The sequence below is a fragment of the Rhodococcoides fascians NBRC 12155 = LMG 3623 genome (assembly GCF_001894785.1).
Taxonomy (GTDB): Bacteria; Actinomycetota; Actinomycetes; order Mycobacteriales; family Mycobacteriaceae; genus Rhodococcoides; species Rhodococcoides fascians.
The window spans coordinates 505,663-522,090 of sequence record NZ_BCWW01000001.1 but is presented as its reverse complement, the minus strand read 5'-3'; the positions used below and the strand labels follow the sequence as shown (position 1 = coordinate 522,090).

General features: G+C 63.2%; 18 protein-coding genes. 14 read left to right on the top strand and 4 right to left on the bottom strand.

All coding sequences use genetic code 11. The features are described from left to right. Positions 1-36 precede the first annotated feature (36 nt). Positions 37-456 carry a nuclear transport factor 2 family protein gene (locus RFA01S_RS02665; protein WP_032407849.1) on the top strand — a complete coding sequence of 140 codons (420 nt, stop codon included), beginning with the start codon at positions 37-39 and terminating at the stop codon, positions 454-456. Positions 457-475: 19 nt separating this feature from the next. On the opposite strand, the gene RFA01S_RS02660 is transcribed toward RFA01S_RS02665, so the two are convergent. Further along, a complete protein-coding gene (locus RFA01S_RS02660) occupies positions 476-1,138 on the bottom strand; it encodes an IclR family transcriptional regulator (protein ID WP_235580035.1) in 663 nt (220 codons plus the stop codon). 218 nt (positions 1,139-1,356) lie between these two features. Here RFA01S_RS02660 and RFA01S_RS02655 point away from each other — a divergent pair, with 218 nt between their 5' ends. From RFA01S_RS02655 to RFA01S_RS02630, 6 genes are all read left to right on the top strand, one after another. Continuing rightward, entirely contained in the window at positions 1,357-2,181 is an 825-nt protein-coding gene (locus RFA01S_RS02655) for an SDR family NAD(P)-dependent oxidoreductase (RefSeq protein ID WP_032407847.1), read from the top strand. Continuing rightward, positions 2,174-3,613 carry an FAD-dependent oxidoreductase gene (locus RFA01S_RS02650; protein ID WP_032407846.1) on the top strand — a complete coding sequence of 480 codons (1,440 nt, stop codon included), beginning with the start codon at positions 2,174-2,176 and terminating at the stop codon, positions 3,611-3,613. The genes RFA01S_RS02655 and RFA01S_RS02650 overlap by 8 nt, the downstream gene beginning before the upstream one ends. Before the next feature lie 22 nt (positions 3,614-3,635). Then, positions 3,636-4,967: an MFS transporter gene (locus tag RFA01S_RS02645; protein ID WP_032407845.1), complete on the top strand. Its 1,332-nt coding sequence runs from the start codon at positions 3,636-3,638 to the stop codon at positions 4,965-4,967. A 13-nt stretch (positions 4,968-4,980) separates the two neighbouring features. Further along, positions 4,981-5,763 (top strand): SDR family NAD(P)-dependent oxidoreductase, encoded by a 783-nt coding sequence (locus tag RFA01S_RS02640; RefSeq protein WP_032407844.1) that lies wholly within the window; start codon positions 4,981-4,983, stop codon positions 5,761-5,763. Next, the gene (locus tag RFA01S_RS02635; RefSeq protein WP_032407843.1) at positions 5,763-6,269 is read left to right on the top strand and encodes a nuclear transport factor 2 family protein; all 507 of its coding nucleotides are present in this window, start codon (positions 5,763-5,765) and stop codon (positions 6,267-6,269) included. The genes RFA01S_RS02640 and RFA01S_RS02635 overlap by 1 nt, the downstream gene beginning before the upstream one ends. A 112-nt stretch (positions 6,270-6,381) precedes the next feature. Beyond that, positions 6,382-6,660, top strand: a complete 279-nt coding sequence (locus RFA01S_RS02630; protein ID WP_307718859.1) for a hypothetical protein — start codon at positions 6,382-6,384, stop codon at positions 6,658-6,660. Positions 6,661-6,699: 39 nt separating this feature from the next. Here RFA01S_RS02630 and RFA01S_RS02625 read toward each other — a convergent pair whose 3' ends face one another. After that, positions 6,700-8,190, bottom strand: a complete 1,491-nt coding sequence (locus RFA01S_RS02625; protein ID WP_081371249.1) for a class I adenylate-forming enzyme family protein — start codon at positions 8,188-8,190, stop codon at positions 6,700-6,702. A gap of 95 nt (positions 8,191-8,285) precedes the next feature. Between RFA01S_RS02625 and RFA01S_RS02620 the strand changes: the two genes are divergently transcribed. The 4 genes from RFA01S_RS02620 (at position 8,286) to RFA01S_RS02605 (ending at position 13,892) form a co-directional block, all read left to right on the top strand. Beyond that, complete coding sequence (locus tag RFA01S_RS02620) at positions 8,286-9,569, top strand: PucR family transcriptional regulator (RefSeq protein ID WP_052054898.1); 1,284 nt, start codon at positions 8,286-8,288, stop codon at positions 9,567-9,569. A 197-nt stretch (positions 9,570-9,766) separates the two neighbouring features. Next, complete coding sequence (locus tag RFA01S_RS02615; RefSeq protein ID WP_032407842.1) at positions 9,767-11,614, top strand: DUF3556 domain-containing protein; 1,848 nt, start codon at positions 9,767-9,769, stop codon at positions 11,612-11,614. After that, complete coding sequence (locus tag RFA01S_RS02610) at positions 11,611-13,029, top strand: phytoene desaturase family protein (RefSeq protein WP_032407841.1); 1,419 nt, start codon at positions 11,611-11,613, stop codon at positions 13,027-13,029. Before RFA01S_RS02615 ends, RFA01S_RS02610 begins: the two co-directional genes overlap by 4 nt. Positions 13,030-13,115: 86 nt before the next feature. After that, positions 13,116-13,892: a glucose 1-dehydrogenase gene (locus RFA01S_RS02605; protein WP_139278364.1), complete on the top strand. Its 777-nt coding sequence runs from the start codon at positions 13,116-13,118 to the stop codon at positions 13,890-13,892. 63 nt (positions 13,893-13,955) lie between these two features. On the opposite strand, the gene RFA01S_RS02600 is transcribed toward RFA01S_RS02605, so the two are convergent. Both RFA01S_RS02600 and RFA01S_RS02595 read right to left on the bottom strand, forming a co-directional pair. Further along, the gene (locus tag RFA01S_RS02600) at positions 13,956-14,735 is read right to left on the bottom strand and encodes a phosphodiesterase (RefSeq protein ID WP_139278363.1); all 780 of its coding nucleotides are present in this window, start codon (positions 14,733-14,735) and stop codon (positions 13,956-13,958) included. A gap of 52 nt (positions 14,736-14,787) precedes the next feature. Then, on the bottom strand, positions 14,788-15,042 hold the full coding sequence (locus tag RFA01S_RS02595; protein WP_027494751.1) for a hypothetical protein: 255 nt from the start codon (positions 15,040-15,042) through the stop codon (positions 14,788-14,790). Between the two features lie 119 nt (positions 15,043-15,161). Here RFA01S_RS02595 and RFA01S_RS27630 point away from each other — a divergent pair, with 119 nt between their 5' ends. The 3 genes from RFA01S_RS27630 to RFA01S_RS02585 all read left to right on the top strand — a co-directional run bounded on the left by RFA01S_RS27630 (position 15,162) and on the right by RFA01S_RS02585 (position 16,414). Next, a complete protein-coding gene (locus RFA01S_RS27630) occupies positions 15,162-15,305 on the top strand; it encodes a hypothetical protein (protein ID WP_167325892.1) in 144 nt (47 codons plus the stop codon). 36 nt (positions 15,306-15,341) lie between these two features. After that, the gene (locus RFA01S_RS02590) at positions 15,342-15,635 is read left to right on the top strand and encodes a hypothetical protein (RefSeq protein WP_032407840.1); all 294 of its coding nucleotides are present in this window, start codon (positions 15,342-15,344) and stop codon (positions 15,633-15,635) included. 221 nt (positions 15,636-15,856) lie between these two features. Further along, positions 15,857-16,414: a hypothetical protein gene (locus RFA01S_RS02585; protein ID WP_032407839.1), complete on the top strand. Its 558-nt coding sequence runs from the start codon at positions 15,857-15,859 to the stop codon at positions 16,412-16,414. The last annotated feature ends 14 nt before the right edge of the window (positions 16,415-16,428 follow it).

Sequence of the window (16,428 nt, the reverse complement as noted above, 5' to 3'; positions counted from 1 at the left end):
ACCATCCGTGCGAATAGCGCACCGAAGGAGCCGTCTATGCCCGATCCCGACTCGACAACCGTTGCCGATGTTCAACTCCTGTACGGCAGGCAGAGCCACGCAATCGATTCCGGACGTGCGACGGAATGGGCGGAGACATTCACCGCAGACGGCGTCTTCGATTCGCCCAGTTACCCCGAGCCCCAGGTCGGTAGCGACCAGCTGACCGCCTTCGCCCAACGCTTCTTCGACAGCGCGGCCGAGGCGAACGAGAGGCATCGGCACGTCATCACGAACATTGCCGTCGATCTCGTGAGCGTCGACGAACTGACAGTCGACTGCTACCTCCAGATTATGGCAACACCGCGTGGTGGCGAGACCCGGCTCCTCCGATTCACGTCGGTCCGGGATCGTGTTGTAAGAGTGGACGATCGGTGGCGCATCCAATACAGGACTGTGTCTCGCGACGACGCCTGACACGACTCCCAACCACCGGCTAACGAAGCAGACGCCCCAACCGCGCCGCCGCAGCGACGACGGCCGCACCGAGTTGCTCTTCGTCGTCGATCTCGAACACCGACGCACCCACGCTCGCCACGGCGTCCCCGCGGTGACCCGGCACCACGGCGGATACCCCGCCGACCGAGGGAATCACTTCGCCGTGGGTGACCGCATATCCGACGCGTCGTGCCTTCGTCACTTCTGCGCGTTCCCCATCCGCCGCAGGCAATGACGCGAGCATTGCCAGGCCGGCGGATCCCCGGTCGATCGGATCGACCTGCCCCCCACGAAATGCCACGTGCACTTTCGCGCCCCGGGGCTCTACGACCATCAATGCCCGTACTTCCGTTGCATTTTCGCGAACCACGAGATGGACAGTCGCTCCCAACTGGTCTGCCAGTTCTTCGAGAACGGGGCGCGCCACGGTCCGCAGATCTTGCTCGACAGGTTCCGCGAGTGCCACGAGCCCGGCCCCGAGAGCAATTCGCTTGAAATCGTCTCGCCGGCACAGACGATGAGCCTCGAGGGTGCGGACCAGACGGTGAGCGACGGTGCGGTGCACACCGATTCCGTCGGCGATCTCCGTGATGGACAAGCCGTTCGGATGTTCGGCCAGGAGCTCGAGCACGGCGAGGCCGTGGTGCAGCGTTTTCGACATACCTGAATCGATGGACACGGCGTCCGTGCCGTCCCTGCGACCTGAATCGGCATTGGTCATGAGTCGCCCCCTATTGACGAGTGTGAGGTGGACCACCTACAGTTCGATATGAATCGCACACTGCGTGCGATTATCGCACAGTGATTCCGGCCACCGCAAGGTGTCCCCACACACCGCTTCGTAAACCCGATCGAGATCTTTTGCATGAGGAGAACACCATGAACAACCCCAATCCAGGACGCGTCGTCGATCGCACGATGACTGCGGTCTACCCCGAACTGTCGGGCAAGGTGGCTGTCGTCACTGGGGCCGCCCAGGGAATGGGATCGGTGTTCGCCAAGGGACTTGCGGCGCGCGGTGTACACGTCGTCGGTGCCGACATCAACGACGCTCGGATGAAGGAGACAGCCGAGCAACTCACTACGGAGCTGGTCACCGACTCGCTGGTCGAGCAGCCCGGCACGATCATCGGCGCTCGAGCCGACGTCACCGTCTCCGACGATCACGAAACCCTCGCCCGAACTGCCCTTGCCGAATTCGGACGGATCGACTTCTGGATCAACAACGCGGGGATCTTCCCGTTCGCGTACGCAGCGGACATCACCCCGGAGCAGATGAGTGCCACGCTCAGCGTGAATGTCGAAGGTGTGCTGTTCGGTTCGCAGGCAGCGGCTCGCCACATGCGCGGGGGCGGCGCAATTGTCAACATGTCCTCGGTGTCCGCACTTCGTGTCCGCAAGGGCCGCGGCGCCTACTGCACGTCCAAAGCAGCAGTTGCTCACCTCACGGAGTCCCTCGCCGTCGAGTTCGGTGACCTCGGCATTCGCGTCAACTCCATCGCACCCGGCTACATCGACACCGAAATGACTCGGTGGGTGCAGGAAGATCCGGCAGCGCTCGCCACAGCACTCGATTCGGTTCCCTTGCACAGACTGGGAGCACCGGAGGAAGTCTTCGGGCCGCTTCTGTTCCTCCTGTCGGACAGTGCTCGCTACGTGACCGGACACAGCATTGCGGTCGACGGCGGATCACGTCATGTCTGACACCGACTACGACGTCATCGTCATCGGTGGCGGCGGCGCGGGGCTCGCAGCCGCTGTGACAGCGGCCGAGAACGGCGCATCCGTCATTCTTTTCGAGGCTCGCAAGGAACTGGGCGGATCGACGGCCCTGTCGGCCGGATTGTTCACTGCGGCAGCGACCAGCGTTCAGCGCGCACTCGGGATCGACGACAGCGCCGAGAAGTACTTCCAGCACTACATGGATCTCAATCAGTGGATGCTCAAACCCGGTCTGATCCGGACCTTCTGCGAGCAGGCAGGACCGACACTGGAGTGGCTGCTCGAACTCGGATTGGACATTCCCGCCCGGATATCCGGCAACGCACACCAACCAGGTTTGAGCCAAGCAGGCGTCGAGGACATCTGGCGAGGCCATGTTCCGAAAGACCAGGGCTTCGGCCTCGTTCAGGTTCTGGACGCCGCGCGGCGCAGGCACGGAATCGAGGTTGTTCTCGACACCCGTGTCCAAGCGCTACTGATCGAGCAAGAGCGGGTCGTGGGAGTCGTTGCCGATGACGTCGAACTCCGTTCTGCGGCAGTGGTCGTGGCCTCGGGAGGCTTTGCCCGAGACCCAGCGCTTGTCGATATTCACTACCCGGCTGCCAACCGCGCGGGTTCCTCACTTTTCGTCGTTGCAGCCGAGGGCAGTCGCGGTGACCATCTTCGCTACGCGCAATCGGTGGACGCGTCGGTAACCGGTGACGGATGGGGACTCATGCTGCCCACCGTCTACTTTCAGCGCTACCACCACTGGCAGTCCGGGTTTCCCCCGAAATCACGCATCCACGTCAACGCCGCGGGACGTCGATTCATGGACGAAGACGCCTCGTATGCGGTCTCGACTGGAATCATCGAGGCCCAGGGCGGCTCGGCGTGGATGGTCTTCGACGATCACGCACGGCAGAATCTTCCTGCAGGATATGCTGATTGGGCACCCGATCGCATCCAGGACGAGGCAGACTCCGGCCGAACGCTTCGCGCAGCCACCCTCACGGAGCTGGCCGAGCTCATGGCCGTGCCTGCCAGAGCTCTCGATTTCACGATCGAGCGATGGAATGCTCATCTGCCCCATGGCGAGGATCCTGACTTTCTTCGCCATCGGACATTGAAGAACAAGGGCAGCACATCGAATCCCGAACCCATCGGGACCGCCCCCTTCTATGCCGCACGCATCCTTCCCGCCGAATTGGTCTGCACACATGCAGGTTTGGAGATCGATTCCGATTCCGCTGTGTTGACAACACGTGGCACCCGCGTGCCCGGCCTGTTCGCCGCAGGCGAGGCTGGAGCCGGAGTTCTCGGGCAGCGGTACGTCGGTGGCGGCAACGCTGTGGCGAATGCCTTGACCATGGGCCGGATTGCCGGTCGAAACGCTGCCCTTCACACCGTCGACGCTCAGCCGCTGACGGCCTGACCCCCTGACCTCGAGGACACCGATGACTACGAACGATCGCGCCGCGCAGCCCGAGTCGGACGCACGAACCCCCGGGACGAACCCGCCACAATCTCCCTTGACCGTCATCCGAGCCGCCGTCGTCGGAACCGTCGTCGAGTACTACGACTTCGGCATCTACGGCTACATGGCCACCACCATCGCCGCGCTGTTCTTCGTCTCCGACGATCCGACGGCCGCACTTCTCGGTACCTTCGCGGCGTTCGCCGTCGCCTTCTTCCTGCGAGTTCCAGGCGGAATCTTCTTCGGACACATAGGCGACAAGTACGGCCGCAAGAATGCGTTGTCCTGGACCATCCTGCTGATGGTGATCGCAACCGCCGGAATCGGACTGCTCCCCACGTACGTCACGCTGGGAGTTTGGGCCACCTCGGTTCTCGTCCTGTGCAGATGCCTTCAGGGATTCGCTGCCGGTGGTGAACTCGGAGGCGCGAACGCATTCGTGTCCGAGTCCGCGCCGACACGGTGGCGAGCGACCCAGACGTCGATGGTCAACACCGGAACATATATCGGGTCCCTGCTTGCCTCACTCTGCGCGCTGGCACTGAACTCGGTGTTCACCGACGAACAGATCCTGTCCTGGGCATGGCGAATCCCGTTCCTTCTCAGCCTCGTGATCGGCGGCGTCGGCATCTGGATCAGGAACCGTCTCGACGACACTCCGGAATTCAAGGAACTCGAGGACAAGGGAGAGACGAAGAAGCTTCCTATCTCGGAGCTACTGAGCACCTCCGGCGGCAGCGTCGTGAAGATCATCCTGCTCGGCGCGCTCATCACGGGTGGCTACTACATCGCCTCGGTCTATGCTGCTACGTACCTCAGGACCGAGGGCGGCCAGACCTCGCAGGCAGCGTTTCTGTCGACCTCGCTCGCCTTGGTTCTCGGAGTGATCACCCTGCCCATCTCGGGCTACATGGCCGACAGGTACGGCCGGAAGCCCGTTCTGTTCGCGGGTAGCTTCGCAGCCATCGTTCTCGGTGTCCCCATGTTCATGATGATGGCCGGCGGCACACTGTGGCAGGCCGTCGTCGGACAGTCGGTGTTGTTCATCGCGGTATCCGTCGTCAACGGTGCCTCGTACGTGACGTACGTGGAAATGCTCAAGACATCGGTGAGGTACACCGGTCTGGCATTGGGCAACAACACCACCAACATGTTGCTCGGTGGCACAGCGCCTTTCATCGCGACGTACCTGATCTCGCTCACCGGAAACCCGCTCGCACCCGCCGGCTACTTCGTGTTCTGCGCCGTCGTCACCTTCGCCACGGTCTTCTTCGTGACCGAGACGAAGGGGACCGAACTGAAAACCGAGTGAGAGGCCCCCTCGTATGAACTTCGAGAACAAGACGATCGTCGTCACCGGTGCAGGGAGCGGCATGGGCCGCGTCGAATCGGAGATGCTCGCAGCCCGGGGAGCAAAGGTCTGGGTCACCGACATCTCCACGGCCACAGGTGACGCCGTCGTGAAGGGCATCATCGATGCCGGTGGCCGAGCGGAGTTCTATCAGCTCGACGTTACCGAACCGCACTCGTGGACCGAACTGGCGAAATCGATCGAGACATCCGATGGTGCCCTCGACGGACTGGTCAACAACGCCGGTGTCAGTCACCGAGCTGGGATCGAGGAGACGACCGTCGACGACTGGCGCCGCGTCATGAACATAAATCTGAGCTCGGTATTCTATGGAATGAAAGCCTGTGCGCCACTTCTGAAACAGGGTGGCGGTGGCTCTATCGTCAACGTGTCCTCGATCGCCGGGATGCTCGGCTATTTCGCAGCGGGATACGGCGCGAGCAAATGGGGGGTGCGTGGCCTGTCGAAGGTAGGAGCACTCGAGTTCGCCGAATACGGAGTTCGAGTTAACTCGATCCACCCCGGCCTGGTCGACACACCATTACTGCATTCCGGCTCAACGGCTTTCGTAGAGACAAGCCTGCAATCGGTACCCGCGGGGCGCGTCGCCGACGCCGAAGAAATCGCAGAATCGGTCGCGTTCCTGCTGTCGGATTCATCGCAATACATTACCGGCACAGAAATTGTCGTCGACGGTGGCCTGACCTCCGGCGGGATCTACCACCGCATTACCAACGAGTTGAAAGCTGGTTGCTGATGTCGAGTGAAGACCGAGTGGCGATCACCGAGGTGCTGTATCGATACGCCCGGGCTGTAGACCGCAAGGACTTCGAGAGCCTGAGAAGGTGCTATTTCCCTGACGCCGTCGACCACCACGGGGGCTATATCGGCACGATCGACGGTCTGATCGAGGACATCGAGCTTCGTCATCGAACCATCGACAGCTCGATGCACTTCATAACCAACGTCATCATCGATCTGAAACCTTGCGAACAGGTGGCCGACGTCGAGTCCTACTGCCTGTGCTACTTGCGGCAAGAACCCGAGATCGGATCGTCGACGCAGGTCTTGACGACCGTGAAATGCCGATACGTGGACCGCCTCGAAAGACGGGACAACGAGTGGCGAATAGCCGATCGAGTAGTCGTGTTCGACGAATCCCTCTGCACCACTATCGAAAACGTGCTCGACCCGTCTTGGATCACCTCCCGCCGTTCCCAAGCCGACCCGGTCTTCGCACGTAGGGACCGAAACAGCAGGTGACAAGTTGCCGACGCCAAGATCCGTTGGGTATCTACTATGGAGTCGGCATCATCGTCTACCCGCGCTGACAGGTTCGATCGCCGCGTTCGCGCTGCACTCGATTGGAGACTCGGTGAAACGTAAGTCCGCTTCCCAGTCGATGTTCCGTGACGGAGCCGGAAACCTGGCGTTGATTGCGGGCATCGTCGCAGTCGTCTGCGCGTTCGTGCCGTTCGTCGGAGACTTCGTGACCATCCCGGCCGGAGTGATCGCGGTGGTCAGTGGCTGGATCGGTCTCGGCCGCGCAGTCGAGGGCGACGCGTCCAACGGTCGCGACGCCGTGATCGGTGCGGCGCTCGGTGGCATCGGATTGTTCGTCGTGTTCCTGACCTTCGCGGCCTCGTCCATGTGACCGCGACCGTCCCGCCCGGTAGCGGCGGGCCGGGTCGGACTACGCGCCGAGCTCCTTTTTCGCGATCTTTCCGACGGAGTTCTTCGGTAGAGCGTCGTGGACGACTGTCCGACTCGGTCGCTTGAACTTGGCCAGGCTCCGCGCGCAGTGCGCGTCCAGCTCGTCGACCGAGATACTGCGACCGGCTCGTGCCACGACGTGTGCGACGGGCACCTCCCCGTAGACCGGATGCGCCTCGCCGACGACGGCCACTTCCAGGACGTCGGGATGGGATTGCAGGACATGTTCGATTTCGCTCGGCGCGATGTTCTCGCCGCCGCGAATGATCATGTCCTTGAGTCGATCCACCAAGACGAGATAGCCGTCCTCGTCGAGGACTCCGATGTCGCCGGTGTGCAACCACCCCTCTCGAATGGTCTTTGCGGTCACGTCCGGCAGGCCCAGGTATCCCTGCATGACCGTCTCGCCGCTCACCAACACTTCACCGGTCCGGCCAGGAAGGGAGCTCGGACCGTCGGGTGTATCGATCGCAATGTCGATACCGGGTAGCGCGATGCCGACCGTGCCCGGCTTTCGAATCCCGTTCGGCGGGTTGATCGTTGCCGCCACAGTGCATTCCGACAGGCCGTACCCTTCGACGACCGGCACGCCGAAGATCGATTCGAACGACGCGATCAGGCCGGCAGGCATGGGCGCCGCTCCACAGATGACGAATCGAAGCGACGAGATGTCGCGGTCGGTCGATCCGCGGTCCGCTAACAGTGAGTACATGGTGGGCACTGCGGAGAAGTAGGTGGGCCGGACAGTCTCCACGTTGTCCCAGAACGTGTCCGGCGAGAAACGTGGGGCGATGTGCACACGTCCGCCGGCTCGCAGCGGAGCGACCGAGCCGACGACGAGTCCGTTGCAGTGGAAAAGCGGAAGTACCAACAGGCTCGTATCGGCATCGGTCAATTCGCAGGCCGTCACGATCGCGGCGCTCATCCGGTCGACGTTGCGATGAGTCAGCACACAGCCCTTCGGTCGCCCCGTCGTTCCCGAGGTGTAGACGATCAAGGCAGGGGCCGAGCTGTCGGCAGGCCCCGCTCCACGATGCGTGCCGTCGATCTGCGACGTCCGGGGACGACGGGCGCGAGAATCCACGTCGATGAACGAAATACCCTGTGCGCGTCCGAGAGTGCAGGCTCGCTCGCTACCGACGAGCACGCGGGCGGTCGAGTCCTCGAGTTGATAGCGCACCTCGTCGTCGGTGAGTGCGGGATTGACGGGAGTCAACGTTGCTCCCAGCACCCATGCCGCGAACATCGTGGTGATGATGTCGATGCGATTCGGGAGCAAGACTGCAACCACATCACCCGCTCCCACCCCTGCGTCGACGAGTTCGGCGGCAACCGAGTCGACTTCGAGCCCGAACTCGGCATTGCTCAACCGAGTGGAGTCGTCGGACAGACACGCGCCGTCCGGGTCGTTGTCGATCCGGCGGTACATGGCCTGCAGAACCGGCGAGGAGGCGTCGAGAATTGGCAGCATGTGACGTAGGTTACGGATTGCCCATTTGAAAGACTTCGGTCCAGCAGCACAAAAACCCGCGGATTATTTGTAGCCCGAAACGAAAAGGAACACCCGTGCCGACACCTGCCGACATCTCGCCCGCCTCCGCCGAGGCGGTGCGCACTCACGTGGCCGCGGTTGCCGCGCACCTCAATGCCCGGCTGGCAGATGTCGTGGCGCAGATGCGCACGACACTCGCGTCGCGCATCACGGAACTGAACAACGAACCATCGCTGATCGAGCTGCTGGGATCGAGTATCGAGGGCAACGTCGACACCATCCTGCACGCTCTGCAGCACGACATCGGCGGTGCCGGATTCGAGCCGCCGGCGGCGGCCATCGAATATGCGCGCCGCCTGGCTCAGTGGGGCGTGCCGGTCAATGCCTTGGTTCGCGCCTATCGACTCGGACAGCAATTTCTGCTCGATCGAGCGTTCGAGACCTCGATGTCGCTGGCCGCGCCGGACCCGGTCCGGATGGAAGCGCACCGCGTGATCGTCGATTCGGTGTTCGACTACATCGACTGGATCTCGCAACGGGTGGCCGCGGTGTACGAGACCGAGCGGGAGTCCTGGCTGGCGGACCGCGAGAATGCTCGACTCGATGCGGTACTCGATCTCCTGAACGGCAAGGGGTCGGTGGATGTCGTCGAGCGAGTGACCGGGTACCGACTGCGCGGACGACACCTGGCCGTCGTGGCCTGGGTCGGCGAGTCCGCCGTTCGCGGCGACCGGATGCGCAGGTTCACCACCACCATCCGCGCTCTGGCGGCGGACTTGGACAGTCCGGCCCCTCCCCTAGTGGTCGGACGCGACGGCGCTACCGCGTGGGGATGGATTCAGATTCCATCGAACGACACAGATCTCGCCGTCGTTCTCGATCGCATCAACACTCGACCGCGGACCGAGGACGCACCCCTGTTGGCGGCCGGGGCCATCGGACTCGACGCGGCCGGGTTCGTCACATCCCACCGGCAGGCTCAGCGCGCCCATCACGTGGCCGTTCTGGGTGGCCGAGGACGAACGATCGAACGCTACGACGACCCCGGGTTGGCCGTGGTGGACCTGTGCGCTCGCGACCCGTCGGCATTGCAGGCCTGGGTCCTGACCGTGTTGGGACCGCAGTTGGCCGCCGACACCACACATGCCGAACGATTGCGCACCACGTTGCGGATCTACCTCGCGTGCGAACGGAGCCTCTCCGCGGCGGCTGCGGTGATGACGATGCACAAGAACTCGATTCGCTACCGCGTCGACAACGCCGAGAAGCTGCTCCCCCGGCCACTGTCCGACGACCGACTCGCCGTCGAGGTTGCCCTCACCGCATGTCAGTGGCTCGGGGCTCGGATCCTCTCTTGAGTGTGCACTTTGTGTCGGCGTCACAAAAACGAAGGTGAGCCTCGGGTCGGCGAACCATTGGGACCGCCGATAGGAACCCCGTAGCTTTCTGTGGTGCAGGACACAGTCCGATGGTTGCGTCACCGCGACCCGAGCCTCGGGCGAAAGGGCTGACTCCTGCTCCTTCATCCTCAGCGCTCGCTACAGAAAGCTCACTCATGGGATTCAAGAACGGACAGTTTCCACCTGTCGACCTCGAAACCTTCCTCGACCGGCCCCTGCTGGAACGAGTGAAAACCCTTGCACTGCATTGGGTCGACTACGGCTTCGGCTCGCCGAAGGTCATCCCCACCACCTACGTCGTCAAGCTTCTGGTGCTCTACATCGGGATCGGCCTGACTCTGGCAACACTGACTTCCGGCGTCGGGATGCCGTGGGACGTCGACTCGTGGTGGGACGACATGATCGTCTACCAGAAGTTGGTCTACTGGACGATGCTGCTCGAAACCGTCGGACTCGCGGGGTCATGGGGACCGATCGCCGGCAAGTTCAAGCCGATGACAGGCGGAATCCTGTTCTGGGCGAAACCGGGGACTGTGCGGATGCCTCCGTGGCCGGGCAAGGTGCCGTTCACCTCGGGTGACACCAGGACGCCGCTGGACGTCGTGCTGTATCTCGCGCTCCTGGTGAGTCTGTTCGTACCCGTCATCGCGCCCGGAACACCGCCCGGTGCATTTGCCTCGATCCTGCCCGAGGGCATCGGCAACCTCGTCGATCCACGCTGGGCGATCGCGCCGGTCTTGCTCACCATCGTTGTGGGCCTTCGTGACAAGACCATCTTCATCGCTGCCCGCGCCGAGCAGTACGGTCCTGCGATAGTCCTGTTCGGTCTCGTGGGAATCCTCGGTGACAACGCCATCGTCGACCTCGTCGTCGGACTGAAACTGCTCATCTTCTCGGTGTGGGTCGGGGCCGGCATCTCGAAATTCGGTGCGCATTTCGCCAACGTCGTTCCGCCCATGGTCTCGAACAGCCCCTGCATTCCCACGCGCTGGGCCAGGCGTAAGCACTACCGGAATTTCCCGGACGACATTCGCCCCTCGGCAACGGCCAAGTTGATCGCGCACGTATTGGGCACCACCGTCGAGATCGCAGTACCGGTCGTGTTGCTGCTCACCACCAACACGACCGTCGCACTCGTCGGAGCACTTCTCATGGTGGCATTCCACCTGTTCATCATCTCGACGTTCCCGCTGGCGGTGCCGCTGGAGTGGAATCTGTTGTTCGCCTACACAGCGGTGTTCCTCTTCGTCGGACATCCTGCAGGACAGGGATTCTCGATCTTCGACGCCTCCCCGTGGTTCGTGGCGACAGCGCTGGTGTGCTTGTTCTTCTTCCCGGTTCTGGGCAACCTACGACCGGACCTCGTGGCCTTCACGCCCTCGATGCGCCAGTACGCGGGCAACTGGGCCTCCGGTCTGTGGGCGTTCGCACCGGGTGCCGAGGACAAGCTCGATCAGATCGTGCGCCCCACCCGCAATCAGGTACGACAGCTCGAAGCCATGGGTTACCCGCCTGCCGTCGCCGAGATCACGATGCAACAGACCATCGCATGGCGCTCGATGCACAGTCAGGGTCGCGGATTGTTCTCGCTTCTGATCCGCAACGTTCCCGACATCGATCGATGGACGGTGCGTGAAGGCGAATTCGCCTGCAACTCGATTCTCGGCTTCAACTTCGGCGACGGCCACCTGCACGACGCCTCCCTCATCGCAGCGATTCAGCGACGCTGCAACTTCGAGCCGGGCGAGCTCGTGGTGGCGTGGGTCGAATCGCAGCCCATCCATCGAAAGACGCAGTCCTACAAACTCATCGATGCCGCCCTCGGCGTGATCGAAACCGGTACGTGGAACGTCGACGACGCGGTGTCCGCCCAGCCGTGGCTACCCGACGGCCCCATCCCCATGTCGGTGACGTGGCGGCGTCGCGCAGACTCGACAACCGCTCGACACTCGGCACCAGAGGCGTCGTCAGCGACGGCCGGTGCTGGAGAATCGACATCATGACGCGATCCGCGACGATAGTGGGCAGCGGCCCGAACGGGCTTGCCGCTGCACTTGCTCTGGCACGCGACGGCATACACGTCACCGTGCTGGAGGCGGAGAGCGAGATCGGCGGCGGCACCCGTAGCCACCGGCCTTTCACCACCGTCGATCTGCTCGTCGATCACTGTGCCGGTTTCCATCCGATGGCGGTGGGTTCACCTGCCCTCGCCGGTCTCGCGCAACACGGACTGACGTGGCGGTGGCCCGAGATCGATTGTGCACATCCGCTTCTCGACGACGCGGCAGCGCTGCTCCATCAATCGGTAAACGAGACTGCTGTGGGCCTGGGTGCGGACGGCAAACGATGGAAGGCACTGTTCGGACAACCGTCGTCGTCGTACGACAGACTGTCCGCAGACCTACTCGGACCGGTCGTGCACCTACCCCGACACCCACTGCTGCTGGCGAGATTCGGTGCGCCGACTGCGCTGCCCGCTGCACTGTTGTCACGGATGTTCTCCACTCCGCAGGCGCGCGCACTGTTCGTCGGAGCCGCGGCACACGCGATGCGGCCGTTGACCGAAGTGTTCTCCTCCGCAATCGGAGTGGGAATTCTGACCGCCGGCCACCACAACGGGTGGCCGGTGGCGGCGGGCGGAACCGCAGCGATTTCACAGGCCATGCACTCCGCACTCCTCGACCTGGGCACCGTCGTGCACACCTCGACCAGGGTGCGCTCGCGAGCAGATCTGCCGACGTCGGACATCACGATCTTCGACACGAGTCCGTCGGCAGTGTCGGACATTCTCAGCACAGAGTTGCCGGTGCGTACACGTCGCTCCTACAACAGGTTTCGGCACGGACCGGCTGCGTTCAAGGTCGACCTCGCGGTGCGCGGTGGAGTCCCGTGGACCGACCCCAGGGTCGCGCAGGCCGGCACTGTGCACGTGGGAGGTAGCGCCGAGGACACCATCGCAGCCGAGGCGGCCGTTGCTGCAGGACGAATGCCCGATCGGCCGTTCGTCCTCGTCGGGCAGCAGTTTGTCGCAGATCCTCAGCGCGCGGACGGAGACGTCGTACCGCTGTACGCATACGCCCATGTTCCCGCCGGCCTCGACCACGATGTCACCGACGTCGTGATCGACCGCATCGAACAGTTCGCACCGGGCCTGCGTTCGCGAATTGTGGAGACCGTCAACACGTCTCCGCAGAGCTTCGCCGAAGGAAACGCGAATTTCGTCGGCGGCGACATTCTGTGCGGTACGTCGTCACCGACACAATTGCTCCTCGGACCACGGCCCGGCCGAGACCCGTACCGCACGGGTACGCCGGGGTTCTATCTGTGCTCGGCGGCAACTCCCCCCGGACCCGGTGCACACGGCATGGCGGGACTGAATGCAGCGCGACGAGCTCTGGATGACCTTCTTAAGCGCTGAAACAGCGACACAGCAATACCCTTTCGTCTTCTCTGTCGTCAGCGAGAAGGCACCACCTCTGCTTTCCCACGGAAGGACCGAACACAATGCCAATCGACGAATCTCTCCACGGCAAGGTCGCACTCGTCACCGGTGCCGGGGCAGGCCTCGGTGCCGCCATCGCGCGGCGACTGGCCTCCGACGGTGCACAGGTGGTCGTCTCCGACATCGATCTCGACGCCGCTCGCCAGGTGGCGTCGTCGATCGACGGTGCGATCGCTGTCGCGACAGACGTCACCGACGAGCATCAGGTTCGATCTCTCGTCGAGCAGACCGTCGAACACTTCGGCAACCTGCACATAGCAATTCCGAATGCCGGCGTCGGCGAGGTCAGAGCGATCGCACAGATGTCGTACGCCGATTGGCGGCGCACCACCGCAGTCAACCTCGATGGCGTGTTCCTGACCATCCGATATGCCGCACCCTCGATCGCAGCATCCGGCGGCGGCTCCATCGTCACCATCAGCTCGATCACCGCGACGGCAGGTTCGGCGCTGCTCGCGCCCTACGCCGCCAGCAAGGCCGCGGTGAGAAATCTGACCGAAACCGCCGCAACGGAGTTCAGAGCGCAGGGTGTTCGAGTCAACGCTGTGCTGCCGGGGTTCATCGACACCGCCCTGGTCACCACGGCAGCCCCCGAATTCGAGGCAGCTCTGGGGCTACCGGAGGGAGGGTTCGACACCCTCATCGCCGACAAACAAGGGCGCTACGGCACACCGGAGGAAGTAGCAGCGGCGGTCGCGTTCTTCGCATCGCAGCAGTCGTCGTGGTGCACGGGGAGCAGCCTCGTTCTGGACGGCGGACTGGTCGGCTCACTGCTCTGAACGCCTGACGGGAGTTCGAGGACGAAACACATCGGCAGAGGCTTGCCGATGTGTTTCGTTCACTCAGGTGGGACGTCCTCTGTCGCCTCTGCGGACGTTGTCGACACCTCGCCCTGCGCGAGAATTGCGATACGCCGACAGTCTCAGGTTGCGGAGCCACTCCGGCTGGGGGCGCACCGACGCAGGACTGTTCATCACCGGATCGAACGCGTCGATCTCTTCGGACGGTTGCAGAATTGTCGTCGAGTGAACGACGGCCAGTGGCTCGAACGCAGCTGTACCACAAGCATGTTCGAGAACCAGGCTCACACCGTGGTCGTCGATCGCTTGTCGAACGTCCGCGACGCTCATCCCGTTCATCTGCGGGCGGGTCAGCCGTGCACGCAACCACCACATCCTGCCCTGGTACTTCACCGGCATCAGAGACGACAGATGCGCGTCGTTCCACGACGTCGACGGCCACGGCACCATACGTCCTACCACTCCGGTCGCCGAGCCGGCGAGCAACAGATCCCACGGGGTTGCCCCGACCTCGAGCGGTGGGACCCGGATCGCTACCCCGGCGACATCGGGGAGGCCTGCGGGAATACCGATCCCCTTCGAGATTCGCACGGTCACCTCGCAGGAACGCAACGGGATTCCGTATCGGTCCGGCAACAGTCGTTCGAGGGAGCCACTGAAACTCACCCCGTCCGGATGAAAAGCCCGGGCGTTCCGCACGGCCGAGAGGCCGCGAAAAGGCAGACCCAGCAAGTGCGTCGATACAGTGCGGAGTTCGGAGAATCTGCTGTCGTCAGCGCGCCGCGCATCTCGACTGCGTCGCGCGAGATCTAGGACGGACATGGAATTCACCCCCTGCTGTGTCGGTTCTCGCTACGGGGTGAATGCAGGTAACTCATGCGCCCAACTTTGCAGCGATGTCATCGACGACCGGGGCGAAGTCTTCCAACGCCGCGCGGGAGAAGCCGCCGGCGTCCTGCAGACGCTCCGTCAACGCTGCTCGGGTCACAACAACAACAGCGACGTCGTCCTGCGACTCGTCGCCGGACTTTTCCGGGACATCGAGCACGAGTTCGCCCTCCACCAGAACGAGTCGTGCATCGGGGGTGCTGTCGTACAGAGCTTGCAGTCGATCGGCGGTGTCGTTCACGGTCGGTCCTTTCGGGTGACGAAGTCGGTGGCTTTACCTCGACATCGAGATATCCGGTCCGGATCGAATCAAACGACCGAGTGCCGCTCGAGCACGTTCCGCGCGGGTAGAGCTGCAGTATGACCAGTGAAAACAGTCCACAGAATTCGACGGACCCATACGACCCCGGCCAGGATCCGGATGCGGACCCGGCCAACCTCACGCAGAACGCCGGCACGCAACCGGATCAGGCGGAAGGCGAGGAAGAGGACGACGCGCAATGAACGCCGTCGGAGCCGAAGAGCGAGGAGGGCGCATCCGTGGTGAACAGTAACTACGAACGGTGGAGAACCGGCTCCACTCCACGGGCCTACACCGGTTCTCCGGTGGAGGCGGTCCGCGTCGATGGAACCAACGCCGACGACGTCGTGACCTGGCTCGAGACCAAGGGACTCGACGCGGCCAACTACGGTGGCGCGGTCGAGATCGGGCACGTGATCGCCGACGTGGGTAGCTGGATGGTCGTCACTGCATCGAATCACGTGATGACATTGGACGACGCGACATTCAGCGAGATGTACGAGCACACCCCGCCTCCTCTGATCGGCGGGTAACTTTTCGCGCCATCGAACCTGAACACGCCTCAGCCCCCCCGGTACGACAGCAATAGGGCTGGAACGACCAGCATTCCAACGCGAATCGGCGCGGGGCCCAGGTGTGGAAACTGCTCACGCGGGTAACCGATGGACAAGGAGCCGTTCACGCGGCCGCCAAAACCTCTGTTATATCGCGCGTTTCGCGATCGGAGCAGCGCACACAACCGAAGGATCCTCAAATGTCCAACAGAAATACCCTCATCCGTTCGCTACACGATCTCGGTGCTGCTGCCTGGTTCGGCGGCTCGCTCATGGGTGCCGTGGGCGTCAACGGTGCTGCCACTGCGGTGCAGGATCCGCGAGACCGCGCACAGGTTGCCGCGGCAGGGTGGGCGAAATGGGCTCCGGACAACGCCGCGGCCATCGGTGCACATCTCATCGGCGGCGCAGGCATACTCATGGCCAACCGCGGTCGTGCTCGTCATCAGCAGGGTGTCACCGCCAACACCAACTTGAAGATCGCCGTTACCGGGGCCGCCCTCGCCGCCACCGCGTACAGCGGCGTTCTCGGCGCGAAAACGACCAAGGCTCAGGGCCATTCGATCGATTCGGCAACCGAGCCGTCAGCAGGCACCCCACGCGAGGCCGCCGCAGCACAGAAGCAATTGAAGTACCTCCAGTGGGCATTGCCGGTCCTGACCGGAACCCTCGTGGTGCTGGGTGCTCAGCAGGGTGAGCAGCAGAGGCCGACCGAAATCTTGTCGGGAATCGCAGGAAAGCTGGTCGCCCGCGCGTAGATACACGCGAATGT